The 16,313-nt window shown below is 66.4% G+C and carries 17 protein-coding genes; 7 read left to right on the top strand and 10 right to left on the bottom strand.

Features of this window, described 5'->3' with window-relative positions; all coding sequences use genetic code 11:
* The first annotated feature begins 38 nt into the window (after positions 1 to 38).
* On the top strand, positions 39 to 743 hold the full coding sequence (locus N2602_RS24155) for an SDR family oxidoreductase (RefSeq protein WP_260379683.1): 705 nt from the start codon (positions 39 to 41) through the stop codon (positions 741 to 743).
* 10 nt (positions 744 to 753) lie between these two features.
* Here the strand turns inward: N2602_RS24155 and N2602_RS24150 are convergent, their stop codons facing one another.
* Positions 754 to 1,809, bottom strand: coding sequence for a serine hydrolase (locus N2602_RS24150; protein WP_260379682.1), 1,056 nt, complete (start codon positions 1,807 to 1,809; stop codon positions 754 to 756).
* A 274-nt stretch (positions 1,810 to 2,083) separates the two neighbouring features.
* On the opposite strand from N2602_RS24150, the gene N2602_RS24145 reads away from it, so the two are divergent.
* The 3 genes from N2602_RS24145 (at position 2,084) to N2602_RS24135 (ending at position 3,440) form a co-directional block, all read left to right on the top strand.
* Positions 2,084 to 2,470 carry a helix-turn-helix transcriptional regulator gene (locus N2602_RS24145; RefSeq protein WP_260379681.1) on the top strand — a complete coding sequence of 129 codons (387 nt, stop codon included), beginning with the start codon at positions 2,084 to 2,086 and terminating at the stop codon, positions 2,468 to 2,470.
* A gap of 2 nt (positions 2,471 to 2,472) precedes the next feature.
* Positions 2,473 to 2,964: an SRPBCC family protein gene (locus N2602_RS24140; RefSeq protein WP_172783272.1), complete on the top strand. Its 492-nt coding sequence runs from the start codon at positions 2,473 to 2,475 to the stop codon at positions 2,962 to 2,964.
* A 209-nt stretch (positions 2,965 to 3,173) separates the two neighbouring features.
* The gene (locus N2602_RS24135) at positions 3,174 to 3,440 is read left to right on the top strand and encodes a hypothetical protein (protein WP_212254995.1); all 267 of its coding nucleotides are present in this window, start codon (positions 3,174 to 3,176) and stop codon (positions 3,438 to 3,440) included.
* A 57-nt stretch (positions 3,441 to 3,497) separates the two neighbouring features.
* Here the strand turns inward: N2602_RS24135 and N2602_RS24130 are convergent, their stop codons facing one another.
* Positions 3,498 to 4,472, bottom strand: a complete 975-nt coding sequence (locus N2602_RS24130) for a tripartite tricarboxylate transporter substrate binding protein (RefSeq protein WP_260379680.1) — start codon at positions 4,470 to 4,472, stop codon at positions 3,498 to 3,500.
* Positions 4,473 to 4,508: 36 nt separating this feature from the next.
* A complete protein-coding gene (locus N2602_RS24125) occupies positions 4,509 to 5,393 on the bottom strand; it encodes an IclR family transcriptional regulator (protein WP_172783275.1) in 885 nt (294 codons plus the stop codon).
* A 217-nt stretch (positions 5,394 to 5,610) separates the two neighbouring features.
* Here N2602_RS24125 and N2602_RS24120 point away from each other — a divergent pair, with 217 nt between their 5' ends.
* Complete coding sequence (locus tag N2602_RS24120; RefSeq protein ID WP_260379679.1) at positions 5,611 to 6,453, top strand: hypothetical protein; 843 nt, start codon at positions 5,611 to 5,613, stop codon at positions 6,451 to 6,453.
* Between the two features lie 36 nt (positions 6,454 to 6,489).
* Here N2602_RS24120 and N2602_RS24115 read toward each other — a convergent pair whose 3' ends face one another.
* From N2602_RS24115 to N2602_RS24100, 4 genes are all read right to left on the bottom strand, one after another.
* Positions 6,490 to 7,701 carry an ABC transporter substrate-binding protein gene (locus N2602_RS24115; protein WP_172783277.1) on the bottom strand — a complete coding sequence of 404 codons (1,212 nt, stop codon included), beginning with the start codon at positions 7,699 to 7,701 and terminating at the stop codon, positions 6,490 to 6,492.
* Between the two features lie 41 nt (positions 7,702 to 7,742).
* Positions 7,743 to 8,594 (bottom strand): fumarylacetoacetate hydrolase family protein, encoded by an 852-nt coding sequence (locus tag N2602_RS24110; RefSeq protein WP_260379678.1) that lies wholly within the window; start codon positions 8,592 to 8,594, stop codon positions 7,743 to 7,745.
* A 23-nt stretch (positions 8,595 to 8,617) separates the two neighbouring features.
* Positions 8,618 to 10,141 (bottom strand): bifunctional 3-(3-hydroxy-phenyl)propionate/3-hydroxycinnamic acid hydroxylase, encoded by a 1,524-nt coding sequence (locus N2602_RS24105; RefSeq protein ID WP_260379677.1) that lies wholly within the window; start codon positions 10,139 to 10,141, stop codon positions 8,618 to 8,620.
* A gap of 72 nt (positions 10,142 to 10,213) precedes the next feature.
* Positions 10,214 to 11,005, bottom strand: coding sequence for a DNA-binding transcriptional regulator (locus tag N2602_RS24100; RefSeq protein ID WP_260379676.1), 792 nt, complete (start codon positions 11,003 to 11,005; stop codon positions 10,214 to 10,216).
* A gap of 147 nt (positions 11,006 to 11,152) precedes the next feature.
* Between N2602_RS24100 and N2602_RS24095 the strand changes: the two genes are divergently transcribed.
* Positions 11,153 to 12,136: a VOC family protein gene (locus N2602_RS24095; protein ID WP_260379675.1), complete on the top strand. Its 984-nt coding sequence runs from the start codon at positions 11,153 to 11,155 to the stop codon at positions 12,134 to 12,136.
* Positions 12,137 to 12,154: 18 nt separating this feature from the next.
* Here N2602_RS24095 and N2602_RS24090 read toward each other — a convergent pair whose 3' ends face one another.
* Positions 12,155 to 12,817: a response regulator transcription factor gene (locus tag N2602_RS24090; RefSeq protein WP_172783282.1), complete on the bottom strand. Its 663-nt coding sequence runs from the start codon at positions 12,815 to 12,817 to the stop codon at positions 12,155 to 12,157.
* A complete protein-coding gene (locus N2602_RS24085; protein ID WP_260379674.1) occupies positions 12,814 to 14,196 on the bottom strand; it encodes a histidine kinase in 1,383 nt (460 codons plus the stop codon). Before N2602_RS24085 ends, N2602_RS24090 begins: the two co-directional genes overlap by 4 nt.
* 187 nt (positions 14,197 to 14,383) lie before the next feature.
* Between N2602_RS24085 and N2602_RS24080 the strand changes: the two genes are divergently transcribed.
* Positions 14,384 to 15,268, top strand: a complete 885-nt coding sequence (locus tag N2602_RS24080) for a DUF3280 domain-containing protein (protein WP_172783284.1) — start codon at positions 14,384 to 14,386, stop codon at positions 15,266 to 15,268.
* Here the strand turns inward: N2602_RS24080 and N2602_RS24075 are convergent.
* Entirely contained in the window at positions 15,258 to 16,289 is a 1,032-nt protein-coding gene (locus tag N2602_RS24075) for an L-idonate 5-dehydrogenase (RefSeq protein WP_172783285.1), read from the bottom strand. The genes N2602_RS24080 and N2602_RS24075 overlap by 11 nt on opposite strands.
* Positions 16,290 to 16,313 lie beyond the last annotated feature (24 nt).

The raw sequence follows: 16,313 nt of genomic DNA, 5'->3' as shown, positions 1-16,313 counted from the left end.
GAGCCTGCGGCTCGCCTCAACTGAAGGGATCATCGGTCATGGCAGCGGAGAAGGTTGCGCTCGTTACCGCCGGCGGCAGCGGCATGGGGGCGGGGGCTGCGCGGCGGCTGGCGGCGGACGGGTTTCGCGTTGCGATCCTGTCGTCCTCGGGCAAGGGCGAGGCGCTGGCGGCCGAGCTCGGCGGCATCGGCGTCACCGGCTCGAACCAGTCGAACGACGACCTGAAGCGCCTCGTCGAGGCCGCGATGGCGAAGTGGGGGCGGATCGACGTGCTCGTCAACAGCGCCGGGCATGGGCCGCGTGCCCCCATCACCGAGATCACCGACGAGCAGTGGCACACCGGCCTCGACACTTATCTCCTGAACGTGATCCGTCCGACCCGGCTAGTCACGCCGCTGATGCAGGCGCAGAGGGGCGGCGCCATCATCAACATCTCGACCGCCTGGGCGTTCGAGCCCAGCGCGATGTTCCCGACCTCGGCGGTGTTCCGCGCAGGGCTCGCCGCCTTCACCAAGATCTTCACCGACACTTACGCGGCCGACAATGTCCGCATGAACAACGTGCTGCCGGGCTGGATCGACAGCCTGCCTCAGCAGGACGCGCGACGCGACAGCGTGCCGATGAAGCGCTACGGCAAGGTCGAGGAGATCGCGGCGACGATCTCGTTCCTGGCCTCCGACGGCGCCGCCTACATCACCGGCCAGAACATCCGCGTCGATGGCGGGCTGATGCGCTCGGTCTGAGGCGGCCGTCTCAATGTGAGGCTATCAGCCGCGCCAGTTCCGGCAGGATCTTGTAGCGGGCGATCTCGTGCGGATATTCGCCGCGATTGGCCAGCAGGACGATGCCGATCCGCCGCGCCGGCACCAGGCCGATATAGCCGGAGGCGTTGTTGAGCCCGCCGGGCTTGTCGACGATGGTGACACCTGGGAGGCGCACGGTCTCCCAGGCCATGCCTTGGCCGAATTTTTCATCGACATGGAAGGCCTCGCGCTGCGTCAGCCGCAGGGCTTCGCGCAAATGCGGATCGATCGCGCGGCCGTCGACGCAGGCGGCGACGAACGTCGCGAGGTCGCGCGCCGAGGAGAACATCTGCCCGGTGCCGGGAAAGTCGAAATAGCTCTGCTGGTTGCCGATCGGGCCGATTGCCGTGCCCTGGTCGGAATAGCCCTGGACCACGCGCTGTATCGCCGCCCCGTCCAAGACCGCGCGATTGTCCGGGCCGCGCTGGGGGACGAAAGTTGAGTGCATGACGAGGGGGCGGAGAATGCGGTGCTCGATCAGCGCATGGATCGGCATGCCGTAGCGGCGCTCCAGCACGAGCTGAAGCAGCACGTAGCCGGCATGGGTGTAGACGCGTTGCCGGCCGGGTGCGACGCCGGGCGCCGGCTCGAAGGCGTTCAGCATGGTGATGAACTGCTCGCGCGTAAACTCTTCGTTCGGCCAGGGCGGATGATCGGTCGGGAGCAGCAGCCCCGACGTGTGCGTCGCCAACTCGCCAACAGTGACGTTGCGGATGTAGCTGCCGGTCAGCTCGGGCAGATATCTCGGCAAATGATCGTCGAGCCGCAGCTCGCCGCGCAGCATGCCGAGCGCCGCGAGCGTGGCCTCGAACGGCTTTCGCAAGGAGGCGAGGTTGAACAGCGTATCGGGCGTCACCTTACGTCCGGTCACATCGTCGGCGAACCCGTAGCTGAAGAACTCGACATGGCGGCCGGCATAGAGCGCGGCGGCGAGGCCGCCCGCATGGTCCGGCGTCGCGGTCGGCGCCAGCGCGCCGGCGACGATGTCGCGTATCTGCGCGATCATGTCGGAATCCGCGGAGGCGCGGGGCGGGCAAAGCGCCATCGCAACCGGAATGAATGCGGCGCGGGCGAAGTTTCGCCGGGTGATCGGGGATGAGATGACAACAGGCGGCACGTGCTCTGATCGATCATGCTGATGCGCCCCCGGTATGGTTTAGCGAGGGGGGCGCGAGGTCCCAATTCACAATTGCGCGTTGTGGGTTCCCTTCGGTCGACGAAACTGAGCCATCAGGCTAACAATTGTTGACGTCCGCGATCCCACTTGTATAGTTAGCTTCATGGCTAACCAATTGCCCCATCTCGACCAGATCTTCGCAGCGCTTGCCGACCCGACGCGGCGGGCCATCGTGATGCGGCTGTGCGCGGGCGAGGCGTCGGTCGGCGAGCTCGCCGGTCCCTTCGACATGGCGTTGCCGAGCTTCATGAAACACATCCATGTGCTGGAGACGAGCGGGCTCGTTCAGTCCGAGAAGTCCGGGCGCGTGCGCACCTGCCGTCTCAGCGCGGATGCGCTCGTCGGCGCCGAGGATTGGTTCCAGCAGCAGCGCGCGGTCTGGGAAGCGCGGCTCGACCGCTTCGAGGCCTATGTGATGAAGCTCAAGAAAGAGAAAGAAAGGGCGGGCGCCAAGCGGCCGTCCAAGACAACCAAACGGAAAGGTTCCTAATCATGACGAGTTCTGCCAATCCCGCTCTGTCGCAATGGTCGCTCGACCGCGAGATCGTGATGTCGCGCGTGATCGACGCGCCGCGCGATCTGGTGTTCGAGGCATGGTCCGACCCGAAACATCTGCCGCAATGGTTCGGCCCGAAGGGATTCAAGGTCGAGACCTTCGAGATCGATGTGCGTGTCGGCGGCGTCTGGCGCTTCAACATGATCGGGCCCGACGGCACGGTCTATCCGAACCGGATGCGCTTCCGCCGCATCGAGCGGCCGTCGCTGATGGAGATGGATCATGGCCTCGACCAGGACGACGATCCCGGCATGTTCCGCTTCACCGTCACCTTTGCCGAGCAGAGCAACGGCAAGACTGTACTGATGATGCGGCAACTGGCCTCGAGCGCCGAGCAGCGCGACGGCATGATCGGCTTCGGCGCCGTCGAATACGGCTACCAGACGCTCGACAAGCTGGCGGCTTATGTGGCGGGAATGAAGCGGTGATACGAGGTGATTGTTCGGGCATCGATGTATCGCATCATCCCGAACGACGGATGACCAGTTGAACGCGCTCTGGATTCAGCCTTCAGCGGCTTGCACATGCGATCCGGCTCCGGCGGCAATTCGCCGGGGCCGCATTCACGCGCGGCGCTGCCGGTTCCCTCGCATGCGCGAGCCATAGGAACGATCGCTGCCATCAGGGTTTGGCAGTGATGACGCACATCATCTTCAGCGACTATCGCAATCCCGCGGCGGAGCAGGCCTACGAGATCGCCTGGGACTTTCTGGTGCGGACGGGCGCCATTCGCGACGAATTCGAGGCCTGCGTGTTCCTGGCGCAGCGTATCACCGTGATGGTCGAGAAGGGACACACGAATCGAATCCGCATGGCCAACCGCGCGATCTCCGAATACCAGCGCCACGCCGAGGAACGCGACGGCCTCATCCGCGGCGGTGGCCGTTACGCCGAAGGGCGCTAGGCGCCGGCCAAACGGGCTCTCGCCACCTCAGTCCAGTGCGAGAAGCAGCGCCAGCTCCTACTCGCCCTTGAGACCGGCCTCGCGGATCAATCTGGCCCACTTCTGCGTCTCGGCGTCGATGAACTGGCCGAACTCGGCCGCGGTGCCGGCACGCACCTCGAGGCCCTGGGCCGTCAGCTTGTCCTTGATCGCAGGCTCGGCGAGCGCGCGCAGAACCTCGGCCTGGAGCTTGTCGACGACGGCGCGCGGCGTCGTGGACGGCACCATGAAGCCGTACCAGCCGGCGGCGACGACGTTGGGAAAGCTCTGCTCGCGCAGCGTCGGCGCCTGCGGGTAGAGCGCGCTGCGCTCGGCCGAAGCGACGCCGAGAACGGTGAACTTGCCGCTCTGGATGTAGGGCAGGGCGGTCGGCAGCGCGGTCAGCGTGGCATCGACGCGTCCGGCGAGCAGCTCGGTGTAGGAGGCGGCATCGCCGCGGAACGGGATGTTGAGACCCTTGACGCCGGCATCGCGAAACAGGAGCTCTCCGGCAAGATGCGGCTGCGAGCCGGCGCCGGGAGAGGCGAAGGTCAGTCCGTCCGGCTTCGACTTGCCGTAGGCGATCAAGTCGGGAAGCGTCTTGAACGGCGCATCGGCACTGATGATGAGGAACAGCGGTGCGATCACGGCCATCGCGATCGGCTGCAGATCCCCGCGCTCATAGGTCAGCTTGCCGAATAGCGCCTCGGCGGTGGCGTAGGGCGCCGCGACGTAGAGGATCGTATAGCCGTCGCCAGGCGCATGGGCGACCATGTCGTTGGCGATGCGTGTGCCGGCGCCGGGCTTGTTCTCGACGATGAATTGCTGGCGCAGACTGCGGCTGAACTCCTCGGCCAGCAAGCGCAGCGAGATGTCGTTGGAGCCGCCGGGACCGTAAGGCGAGATCAGCCGCACCATCCGCGACGGCCAGACGTCCTCAGCGTAGGCGGAAAATGACGAGGCCGAGACGCCGACGGCGACGGCGCCCAGCAGTGCTCGGCGTGTGATGGTCATGATGGCCTCCCGGAGATGGGGCGCCAGCTCTTTTGTTCATGTCCTGGCGCTCTTCTTGTTTTGCTTGCGCGTCTCGGCCGTGGGCATCGCCGCTCCGACCACGGCCCGGACGCTGTCGGCGAGCGCCGCGATGCGCGGACCGATTTCGCCCTCGAGCTGCCCGGGCTGGAGCCGGAAGGCAGGGATGCCGCAATTGATCGAGAACGACTGCTTCGATTCGCTTACATGAAACAGCGGCGCGGCGACGGCGTGGATAGAGGCCATGTACTCGCCCCAGCAGGTGCAGAAGCCGCGGCTTTTGCATTGCGCGATCCCGGCGCGGTATTTGTCGCGGACGGCCGACCACAGGCCGGCATCTTCGGCCGCGAGATTCCGTTCCAGCCGGTCTGCATCGGCCGGCGGCAGGGCCGCCGCCGCAGCGCGGCCCATGGCGGTCATCACGACGGGAATGGGCATGCCGATATCGGGCACGTGCGGGCCGACATCCCCGGAGCGCGCGGTCTCGACATAGATCATCGAGGTCGCATCGAGCAGGCCGATGGAGACCGTGCCGCGGACGCTGTGGGCCAGCTCCTGCATCATCGGCCGCGCCAGTTGGCGGAATTGCATCCCGGCGAGCAGAGGATGCGCCATGCGCAGCGCCCGTGCACCGACGCGGTACTTCGACCGCTCGGCGTCGTAGCGGAGATAGCCAAGCTGGGCCAGCGTATGGGTCAGCCTCGCCACGGTCGGGCGCGGGATGCCCGTCAGCGTCGACAGCTCCATGTTGCCCAACAGCGTGCTCCCGGCCTTGAACGCCTCGAGCACGACCAGCCCTTTGGCCAGCGTGGTGGCGAAAGCGGCGTCGTCGGCGCTCTCCGCCAGCACGGCTGCGGCGGAGGAGAGCGGATGCTGCGGTTTGGAGGAGCCGGTCGGAGCCATCCCCGGAATATCAGACGGACAGATTTCGAATGTCCAATAAATTCGCTATCTGCGGCAGAATTGTCCGATATGTGGACGCTCCCTGTCCGCCTGTTTTCCGGTTGCGGGCACCGCTGGAACGACAGGGCACACACAGATTTTTGTCGTGGTTGCATGCCGTCCTGTGACAGGATTATTACGACGACATGTCAGATCGATAAATTTTGCGGAGCGGTTCATGTTGCAGTGGCAGGCGCGGTCAAATCCCCTCGCGTGGTGGTGGGGATCCCTCACGCTTGTGAGCAGTGCCAACATCCTCGTCTGGTTCATGCTGTACCGTGAGTTCTACCCGACGGTCGCGGGCAGCATCAGTGGCGGCTCGGATATCGGGCTGATGTTCCTGCTGTGCGCCGGCTATGTGTTCGGCTGCGCGTTCCGTTCGGTGCTGCCGCGCGCCGACGTGCAGCGCATCTGCCTGTTCGACACCTGGCTCTCCAGCGTCTTCGTCGGACGTTCGGTTGCGACCGTGGCCGAGGTCTGCTTCGCCGCGCAATGGGCGATCATCCTGCATCAACTGGGCACCATGACCGGCGCCGAGACGGCGGTGAACATCGCATGGGTGATTGTCCCGGTGATCATCATCGCCGAGTGCTTCTCCTGGTACGCGGTGGTCACCACCAATTATCTCTACAACGCGATCGAGAATTCGCTGTGGGCGGTGACCTTCTTCCTCGCCGGCATCGCGCTGTGCCGCCTAATGCCGGAATTCCAGGGCGTGGTGCGCTGGGCGCTGATCGCTGGCATCATCGGCATCGCCTGCTTCCTCGCCTTCCTCGTCACCGTCGACGTGCCGATGTATCTCAGCCGCTGGCGGGCAGGGCACGCCGAGGGCGGCAGGTTCTTGGGCCTGCTCGAAGGCTTACACGACGTTGCGACGCGCTGGGTGGTGACCCACGACATCGCGCATTGGAAGGGCGAGCTGACCTGGATGTTCCTGTATTTCAGCGCGGCGGTGTGGTCGAGCCTCGCGCTCTGCGCGCTCTACGCGATGGAAGGCTATCTGGCGCGCTATCTCGCCTGACGGTCAAAGTCTTGTTTGAGGCGTTTTCCAAGCGCCTTACTTGCCGACCAGGCTGCATTTGCTGCGATCGAGCGGGCGGAAGGCCTGGTCGGGCGGGATCGTCGCGACCAGCTTGACGAAGTCCCACGGGCCTTTGGATTCCTCCGGAGTCTTGACCTGCACCAGATAGAGATCGTGCACCATGCGTTGGTCCTCGCGGATGCGGCCGTTGGTGGTGTAGGCGTCCGACACCGGCGTCGCCTTCATTTTGGCCATCACGACGGCGCCCTCGTCGGAATCGGTGTCCTTCACGGCTTGCAGATAGTGGCGCACGGCGGAATAGACGCCGGCCTGGATCTGCGAGGGCATCGCCTTGCGGCGAGCATGGAACGCATCGGAGAATTTCCGGGCTGCCGGCGAGACATCCTCGAAGAAGGAGGTGACGATGAGATCACCGCGCGTCGCTTTGAGCCCAACCGCTTCGATGTCGACGTTCTGGAACGACATCGGCACGATCTTCATGCCCTGGCTGGCGAGCCCGAACTCCTCGGCCTGCTTGATGGCGGTCGCGTTGTCGCCGGCAACGTTGATGGCCAGGATCCTGGCGCCTGACGACTGCGCCTGAAGCAGGAATGAGCTGTAATCGGGCGTGCCGAGCTGCGCCTTGACGCTGCCGGCGACCTTGCCGCCGAGTGCGGCGATGCGCTCGCGCGCGGTCACCTCGATCGAATGACCGAAGGCGTAGTCGCCGGTGATGAAGAACCAGGGCTCCTTGCTGGTCTGCATGATGCCGGAGACCACGGCGGTCGCCGTGGAATAGGCGTCCTGGGTCCATTGCACGCTGGTTGGGGCGCATGCGTCATCGGTCAGCTGGTTCGCGCCGGCGCCGGAGATGAGGAATATCTTGCCGTTGCCGCGCACCAGCTCCTGCACCGCCAGCGCCGCGCCGGAGCTACCCCCATCGGCGATCGCCTGGACCCCGTCGCTGAACCATTTTCGCGCCAGCGACGCGGCGAGATCCGGCTTGTTCTGGTGATCGGCCTGTAGGATCTCGATCGGCTTGCCGTTGATCTTGCCGCCGAACTCCTCGGCGGCCATCCGCGCCGCTTCGACCGAGCCCGGACCCATGGCGGTCGCGAACACGCCGTTCATGTCGGTGAGGACGCCGATGCGGATGGCGTCGCCCTTGATCTCGGCCCGCGCGGCGGAGCCCGCGAGCGCAAGTGTGATCAGGAGCGTGGCGGCGGAGCTGGTGCGGGTCGTGCCCATGGCGTTCCTCAAGTTTATCGTTGATGGATTGGTCTTGGCGGTCAGGCCGGTTCGGCGATCACCGTGTTGCGCAAGGTGCCGATGCCGGAGATCTCGACCTCGACGGTGTCGCCGGGCCGCATCCACAGCGGCGGCGTGCGCTTGGCGCCGACACCGCCCGGCGTGCCCGTGACAATGACGTCGCCGGGCACGAGCGGGCAGATGGTGGAGATGTAGGCGATCAGCTCGGGGATGGCGGTGATCAGGAGATCCGTCGTGGTGTTCTGCACGACGTTGCCGTTCAGCCTTGTCTGCAAGGTGAGTTTTGACGGATCCGGAATCTCGTCCGTCGTCACCAGCCACGGACCGAAACTGCCGCTTTCGGCAAAGGTCTTGCCGGCGAGGAACTGGCTGGTGTGGCGCTGCCAGTCGCGGATGCTGCCTTCGTTGTAGCAGGAATAGCCGGCGATGTGATCGAGCGCGCTGCCAGGGGGGATGTGACGGCCCGCCTTGCCGATGACGAGCGCGAGCTCGCCTTCATAGTCGAAGTCGTCGCTCACCCCTGGTTTCACGATGGGCTGGAGATGGCCGACCTGGCTACAGGCGAAGCGCGCAAACAGCGCCGGCCTTTCGGTGACGGTGCGGCCGGTCTCGGCCACGTGATCGCGATAATTGAGGCCGACGCAGATGATCTTGCCGGGATCAGAGATCACGGGCGCGAAGCTGACCTTGTCGAGCGAATGATCGGGGGCCGCGGAGGCGGCCAGTCTTGCCGCCTCGCCGAGGCGACCGGCTTCGAGCAGCTGCCGCAACGTGGTGCAGCCCGCCATCCGCGCGCCGAGATCGACGACACCGTTGTCCTTGACGACGCCGAAGGAGGAGCGTCCGTCCACACTGAATGAGAGCAGCTTCATGAAAGGTCCTTGAGAGGGTTCGGTCAGGCCGCGGAGGGCGCTTGGGCTGAAGGAATTTGGGTTGGAGGCGCGATGGCGGCGATGAGGCGGTCGAGCTCGGCCTCGTTGCAGGCGGTGCCGCGGATGTACCGGTCGGGACGAACCAGTGCGGCGATGATGCCGTGCTCGCGCAGCCAGTCTCTGACACCTTCGGCCTCGTCGCCGGCGAGGATCTCGATCCCGGTCTGCGACAGTGCGAGGCGCGATGGCAGTGCGGCCGCCGTCTCGATGAGCAGGACATGATGATAGCCGGTCCGGTCGTCGCTGCGGCGTCCGTCGCTCAGCATGAATTGCGGTGCGAGATGTCCGGCGAGCGGCAGGTCGCCGAACCCTAGTCCGGGGCCGAGCAGGGGCTTCTTCACTTCCAGCTTGACCGGCGCGTTCTCGCGCGCCTCGCCGGCGGCAAGGCCGGCCTCGATCGCCTTGGTGTTGATGACACCGCCGAGGCGAATGGCGAGCTCGATGAACTCGCGCACATGCGGCAGGCGTTCGCTCTGATAGGTGTCGAGCAGATCTGGTGCGGCGCCGTCGCGGATCACGCTCGCCAGCTTCCAGGCGAGGTTCGCGGCATCACGAATGCCGGCGCACATGCCCTGGCCGAGAAAGGGCGGTGTCTGGTGCGCGGAATCGCCCGCGAGCAGCAATCGCCCGTTCCGCCATTGCTGCGCGATGACCGAATGGAACGTGTAGACCGCGGCGCGCTCGATCTCGGCATCGTCGGGCGTGATCCAGCGCGACAGCAGCTCCCAGACCTTCGCGGGTTGTGCGACCTCCTGCGAGTCCTCGTCGGGCAGAACCGTGATCTCCCACCGCCGCCGCGTGCCGGTGCCGCGCACGTAAGTTGCGGGCCGACTGGGATCGCAATGCTGGAGGCTGTAGTCGCCGAGGTCGTCGCGCGTGCGCTTGAGCAGAACGTCGATGACCAGCCAGCGCTCGTGGAAGCCGAGGTCGTCCATGCCCGAGCCGATGAAGCGGCGCACCAGGGAGCGGGCGCCGTCGCAGCCGATCACATATCCGGCGCGGACCTCGCTGAGCCTTCCGTTGGAGAGGTCTTCGTAGCGGACGCGCACGCCGTGCTCGTCCTGATCGAGCGCGAACACATCGCAGCGGCTCTGCAAGGTGACGTGTGGCCAGCGGGCGAGGCCGCCGATCAACACGTCCTCCAGATCCGGCTGGTGGAAGCGGTAGCTGAGATGCCAGCCCATCGGCGTCAACGTCTGCGGACGGGACCAATCCAGCAGCATGCGGCCGGCGGCATCGAGAAAGAGCATGCCGGGACTGAGAATGACATGCGGCAGGATCGCGTCGCCAAGAGCGATGGTCTGGAACACGCGCATGCATTCATCGTCGAAATGCACCGCGCGCGGCAGATGATAGGTCCGCGCTTCGCGCTCCAGCACCAGCGTCCGCACGCCGCACAGGCCGAGCAGGTTGGCGAGCGTGGCACCCACCGGCCCGCGGCCGACGATCACGACGTCAAACTCTTCTGGGGTGGATTTATCTTGCATGGGGTATCTTTTCCCCAGGCAAGGCCGGCCCTTCAACGCCGGCGTGCCAAGTGTCCGCCCAGCGGACGGTCTCTAACCCGCGACAGGAATGGCCGACGCCGTGTCCAGCAGCTGGCTTGCGAACTGCGCGACCGCTTCGTCGATCCCCAGCGCCGAGCGGATCCATATGATCGAGATGCAGCCGAATACGGCGCCGTCCCGCACGATGGCAACGGCAATCGATGCCGTCTTGGGATTGTATTCGCCCTCGCTTCGGATGGCGTAACCTCGCGCGGCGGTTTCGGCGATCATGCGGTCGAGCCGGCCCTGGTCGAGGAAGGGGCGGTCGTCCACCTCGTCGATGCGGCGGAGATGATTGATGATGAGATCACGTTCGCGCGCGGGGCAGGCGGCGAGATAGGCGCGGCCCGCAGACGTGCGCAGCATCGGCAGCCGCTTGCCGATCATGCCGCGGTCGATCGAGAGCGGGCTGCGAGAATGCGTGGTCTCCTGCACCACCATGGCCGCGTTCTCGTAAGTCGAGAGATCGACCGGCCAGACCAGCTTCTTGCTGAGATCGGCGAGATAAGGCGCCGCTGCCTGGCAGATCACCACGCCGGGATCGTAGCCGTCGCCGAGGCTCAACGCGCGCCGGGTGACGCGAAATCGGTCGTCGCTGGCGCTGCGGGCGATATAGCCGAGCTCCTCCAGGGTTTCGAGCAGGCGATAGACGGTGGGGCGGGGCAAGTCGAGCGCGCGGGCAACGTCGCCGGCGCGGATGCCGCCGGAGCGGTTGACCTCCTGCAGCACGTCGAGCCCGCGCTTGAAGGCGCGGACGCCCTCAGACTGCCGAGGCTGGCCGTTCCGCGTCCGCTCCTTGGACACTTCCTACTTCCTCCCTTGTGGCATATCGCGGCGCGCTTATTGTCGTTGCGAACGCGAGGCGATTGCGGAACGCCACCGTAGGATCGCGCGCGGCTGGTATCAAGCTCGCCGCAATACGGCGGCCGCGATGCCTTCGGGAGGAATTCGATGGAAATCGCAGCGCTCGGCTATATCGGAATCAGTTCGTCCCAGCTCGACCAGTGGAGCCAGATGGCGACCGGGCTGCTCGGCATGCAGCAGGTCGATCGCGGCGGCAAGATGCGGGCCTTCCGCATGGACGACCGCAAGCAGCGGCTGATCGTCGACGGCGGCAGCGATGCCGGCCTTGCGGTGATGGGATGGGAAGTTCCTTCGACGGCCGAACTGGACAAGTTGGCTGGACGGCTGGAAAGCCATGGCATCAAGGTGGTCCGAGGCTCGCGCGCGCTCGCTGACGAGAGGCATGTCGCCGAGCTGATCGCGTTTGCCGATCCCGCCGGCAACCGGCTGGAGGCTTTTTGCAAGCCGGAGCTTGCGAGCGAGCCGTTCAGGCCGGGCCGCCCGATCTCGGGCTTCCGCACCGGGGCGCTCGGCATGGGGCATGTTGTGCTCAACGTCGAGGACGTCGAGCCGCTGTTGCCGTTCTATCGCGACGTGCTCGGCTTTCACGTCTCCGATTTCGGGCTGAAGCCTTACGGGCTCTATTTCTTCCACGTCAACGGCCGCCACCACTCCTTTGCGATGGTCGGCTCGGGGCGAAAGGCGATGCATCACTTCATGGTCGAGCTCGGCTGCCTCGACGATGTCGGGCAGGGCTACGACCTCGCGCAAATGGACGAGGGACGCATCGCCTACACGCTGGGCCGGCACACCAATGACCACATGACCTCGTTCTACGTGAATACGCCGTCCGGCTTCTTCATCGAGTACGGCTGGGGCGGACGCGTCATCGATCCCGAAACCTGGCAGCCGCACGAGACCTTTGATGGGCCATCGCTCTGGGGGCACGAGCGGCTCAATATGCCGGAAGAGCAGCGCAAGCGCCTGCGCGATATGCGGATGGATGCGGCTGCGCGCGGCGTGCGCGTCGCGGATCCGCGCGTGCCGCCGCTCAACTGCGCGTGGCTGGACTCGGTGGTCGCGCGTGAGTGATCTGCGGCCACGCCGCGATCAGGCTTCTCCGAGATCGACCTCGGTCAAGATGCCCTGGCGCAGCGCCAGCCGGACCAGCTCGATGTCGGAGCCGACGCCGAGCTTGTCCTTGATCAGGGAATGCAGGTTCGCCACCGTCTTCGGGCTGACGTGGAGCGTCTCGGCGATCTCCTCCGTCGTGTTCTCGGCGAGCAGCAGCCGCAGCACCTCGAACTCGCGCGGCGTCAGCACGTCGGCGGCCAAGGTCTCGCCGCTGATCCGGCTGAGCGCAAGTTCGTGGTCGATGTCGGGGCTGATGGCGATCTTGCCGGCGAGCACGTCCTTGACCGCGCGCACCAAGGTCTCGGGCGGACTGGTCTTGGTGACGTAACCCCGTGCACCGGCGCGGATCGCCTGCACGGCAAAGCCGGCGTTCTCGTGCATGGTGAAAACGAGAATCCGCGCAGTCTTGTCCCACTGCCTGATCCGCCTGACCGCCTCGATGCCGCCGATGCCGGGCATGCTGAGGTCCATGATGACGAGGTCGGGCGTCTCGGATTTGTACAGGCGATAGGCTTCCGCACCGTCGGCCGCCTCGGCGACGACGCGCAAGCCCGGCTGTTTCTGGAGCACCGAGCGATAGCCCTCGCGGACGACGGAATGGTCGTCGACCAGCAGGATCGTCGCTTCAACTGCGCTCATGCCGCATGCTCCAGGGCCTCAGACGCGGCAGCCGCGAGCGGAATGATTACGCGCAGCGCCGAGCCGTGAGGGCCGGTCTCAAAGCTGAGCCGGCCGCGAAGTGCAGCGACGCGCTCGCGCATGCCGAGCAGGCCCATACCGGACTTGGCGGCAGCTTCGTTCGGCCGGCCATCGTCCTCGATCGCGAGCGCGATCTCGCTGCCGGCCATCGTCAGATGCAGGCTGACCTTCGTTGCGCCGGCATGCTTGGTGGCGTTGGTGAGCGCCTCCTGCACGATGCGATACAGGTTGGCACTGACGGCGGCGGGCACGCTGTCGAAAGCGCCGTCGAACCGGATCTCGAAGCGGGGCTGGCCGCGGCTGCGGCCGTTCCATCCCGACACCAGGCCTTCGAGGCTGGCGACGAGGCCAAGCTCGTCGACATCGGGCGGCCGCAGCCGGAACAACGCGCCGCGCAGCGTCTCCATCATGCCGGTCGCGGTGCGGGCAATGCTGTCGCATTCGCCGAGCAAGCCGGGACAGTCCTGCGCCGCAGTCTGGCGGGCGGATGCGGCCAGCGCGCGGATCGCGGCGAGCGACTGGCCGAATTCGTCATGCAGCTCACGGGCGAGATGGCGGCGCTCCTCGTCCTGGAGCGCGATCAGCTTCCGCGTCAGTTCGCTCCGCTCGGCGAGCGCGGTGTCGAGGCTTTCGGCGAGATGGTTGAAGACGTCGCGGATGGCGGAGAGCTCGGCGAGGTCGAATGGCGGCAGCCGGGCGGTGAGGTCGCCGGCGGCGATGCGTTCGAGGCCGCTGCCGATCATGCGGGTGGGGCGCAGCGCGCGGGCCAGTGCGGCATAGACCAGCGCGCACAGCAGCGGCAGCGCGATCGCAAGCGCGATCATCAGGCGGCCGGCCTCGTGCCAGGCGTCCGCCGTCTGCACCGCCGGGTCGAGCGAGACCACGGTCTCGCCGAGCTTGGTTCCGCGTACGATCACGGGCCGAGCCGCCTCGCGGCCGGGGTCGAACACGCCGCGATAGAAGGCGGCGAAGGCTTGCGGCGGCGGGCTGGCCGGGGCAGGCGCGCCGCTACAGAAACGCTGCAGCATCTCGCCGCTCGGCCCACGGAATCCAAGACACAGGCCGGGCGTCATGACATGGGCCGACACCGGGTCGAGGTTCGGAAAGTCCGAGCGAGGGCTTGCCGCCCACTGCACCTTGCCTTGCTGCAGCTCCAGCGTCTTCGCCACGATGGCGGCGATCCCGTCGATGCGCGCATGCGCGGCGCGGTCAGCCGTGACAAGGAAATAGGTGGAGATCGCGGCGAAGCAGGCGGCCGATATCGCGGCGACGCGCAGCGTCAGACGGACCTTGAGATCGAACCTCGGGCGATTCCACATCGGCTTGCACCTGGTGCGAACGGGCTTGTCGCGCGCTCATTTAAAAGCAGAACGCCAGCGGCGGGAAGCGTTCCCGACTTGCCGCAGTGCAACGTCGTGAAATTTTCCCGGCGTTGGTCGGGACGGCGACGGCTGCGGGGCGTGAGGTGGCCCGCGCAGATTTGCGTTCCATCCACGAGGTCCGTTCATGCACCGCTCCCGGCCGGTTCTCTCTGCCTGTCTCCTCTTCCTCCTCTCCTGCTCGCCCGTCGCTGCGCAGTCCGCCATCGGGGTTGCCATGGACGATTTCAGCTACACCGACACCTCGGCCGAGCCGACCAACCAGACCGCCGCCCACGAGCGGCGGCTGGCGGCGTTCATGGCCGCACTCAGACGAGACATCGGGGAGGGTGGTCGCTATCGGCTGGTGTCCTCGGCCCAGGACGGAGCGGCGTTCAAGGTGGTCGGCGGCATTCAGAAGACGAGCACGCTGGTGCAATGGGCCAAGGTTGCCGTGATCAACGTCGGCGCCAAGACGCTCGTGCTGGACAAGCTCTACAGCTTCCGCGGCGACAATGATGAAGCATGGGAGCGCGCCGAGATCTTTGTGTCTCGCGAGGTCATGGCTGCGCTCGGCACGCCTGCGCCGGTCGAGCTTGCCGTGTTCGATTTCGAGCTCGAGGACATGACGGCCGCTTCAGCGGGCGCGTCCGCTGCGTCAGATGCGTCATATCTCGCGGAGGTCACTGGCGGTGTGCGCGAGGCGCTCGGGCATTCCGGCCGTTACCGGATCGTCGACGTTAGCGGAGAGGCGGGGAAAACCGGCGCTTTGCGGGATTGCGGCGGCTGCGAGGCTTCCATTGCACGCAAGCTCGGTGCGGACCAATCGCTGATCGGCGTGGTGCGCCGCGTCAGCCGCACCGAATACACGCTCGGCTTCCAGGTTCGCGATGCCAGGACCGGCGCGGTGCTGGCGCGGGGCGACAGCGGCCTGCGCATGGGCGCCGACTATTCCTGGAAACGCGGTGCGGTTCGCCTGATCAGCGACCGGCTGATCGACAGCCAGCAGGCCACCGACGCACCTAGAAGGTAAGCTGCACCTTCATCGACTGCGAGCGGTCGCTGGCGAGCTCGAAAGCGGCGACGGCGTTCTCGAACGGCATGGTGGCCGTGATCAGCGGCTTGACGTCGATCAGGCCCTCGCCCATCAGGCGTACCGCGAGCTCGAACTCGGGATCGAAACGGAAGGTGCCGCGGAGCTGCAATTCCTTGGCGACGATCGAATTGATCGGCAGCGTCATCTCGCCGCCGAGGCCGAGCTGCACCAGCGTCGCACCGGGCCTGAGCACGTCGAGCGCGGTGCGGAGCGCGGCCTGGTTGCCGGAGGCCTCGAACAGCGTGTCGAACACGCCCTTGCCGGCGCGCCAGGGATCGAGCGCGGCGGCATTGGTCGCGACGTTGATGGCATGCGTGGCGCCGAGCTTTTTCGCGACCGCGAGCGGGGCGTCGGCCACATCCGTGACAACGATCTCGGACGCGCCGCCGAAACGCGAGACCAAAATCATCAGCGCGCCGATCGGACCGCAGCCGGTAATCAGCACGCGCTTGCCGAGCAGGGGACCGGCCTGCTTGCCGGCATGCAGGCACACCGCGAGCGGTTCGGCGACCGCGGCTTCCGCCAGCGACAGCTTGTCCCCGATCGGCACGGCCTGCGTCGCGTCGACCGCGATGAACTCGCGAAAGCCGCCCTGCACATGGGGAAAGCGCATGGCACTGCCGAGGAAGCGCATGTCGAGGCACTGGTTGCGTAGGCCCTCCTGGCAATGCAGGCACGCCCCGCACGGCTTGCTCGGGTTGACCGCGACGCGCGTGCCCGGCTTGACGCTGGTGACGCCGTCACCGACATCCGCAACGACGCCGGCGATCTCGTGACCCAGCGCCATCGGCTGCTGGATCCGCACGACGCCGAAACCGCCGTGATGGTAGTAGTGCAGATCGGAGCCGCAGATGCCGCCATTGGCGATCTTGACGCGGACCTCGCCAGGGCCGGGGGCCGGATCGGCATAATTGTCGATCCGCAGGTCCTTCGGGGCGTGGATGACGACGGCGCGCATGGCTTGCTCCTTCGCTGTCTTGGC

This window comes from Bradyrhizobium sp. NC92 (assembly GCF_025200865.1).
GTDB lineage: Bacteria > Pseudomonadota > Alphaproteobacteria > Rhizobiales > Xanthobacteraceae > Bradyrhizobium.
This window is presented reverse-complemented; position numbering and strand designations above follow the sequence as displayed.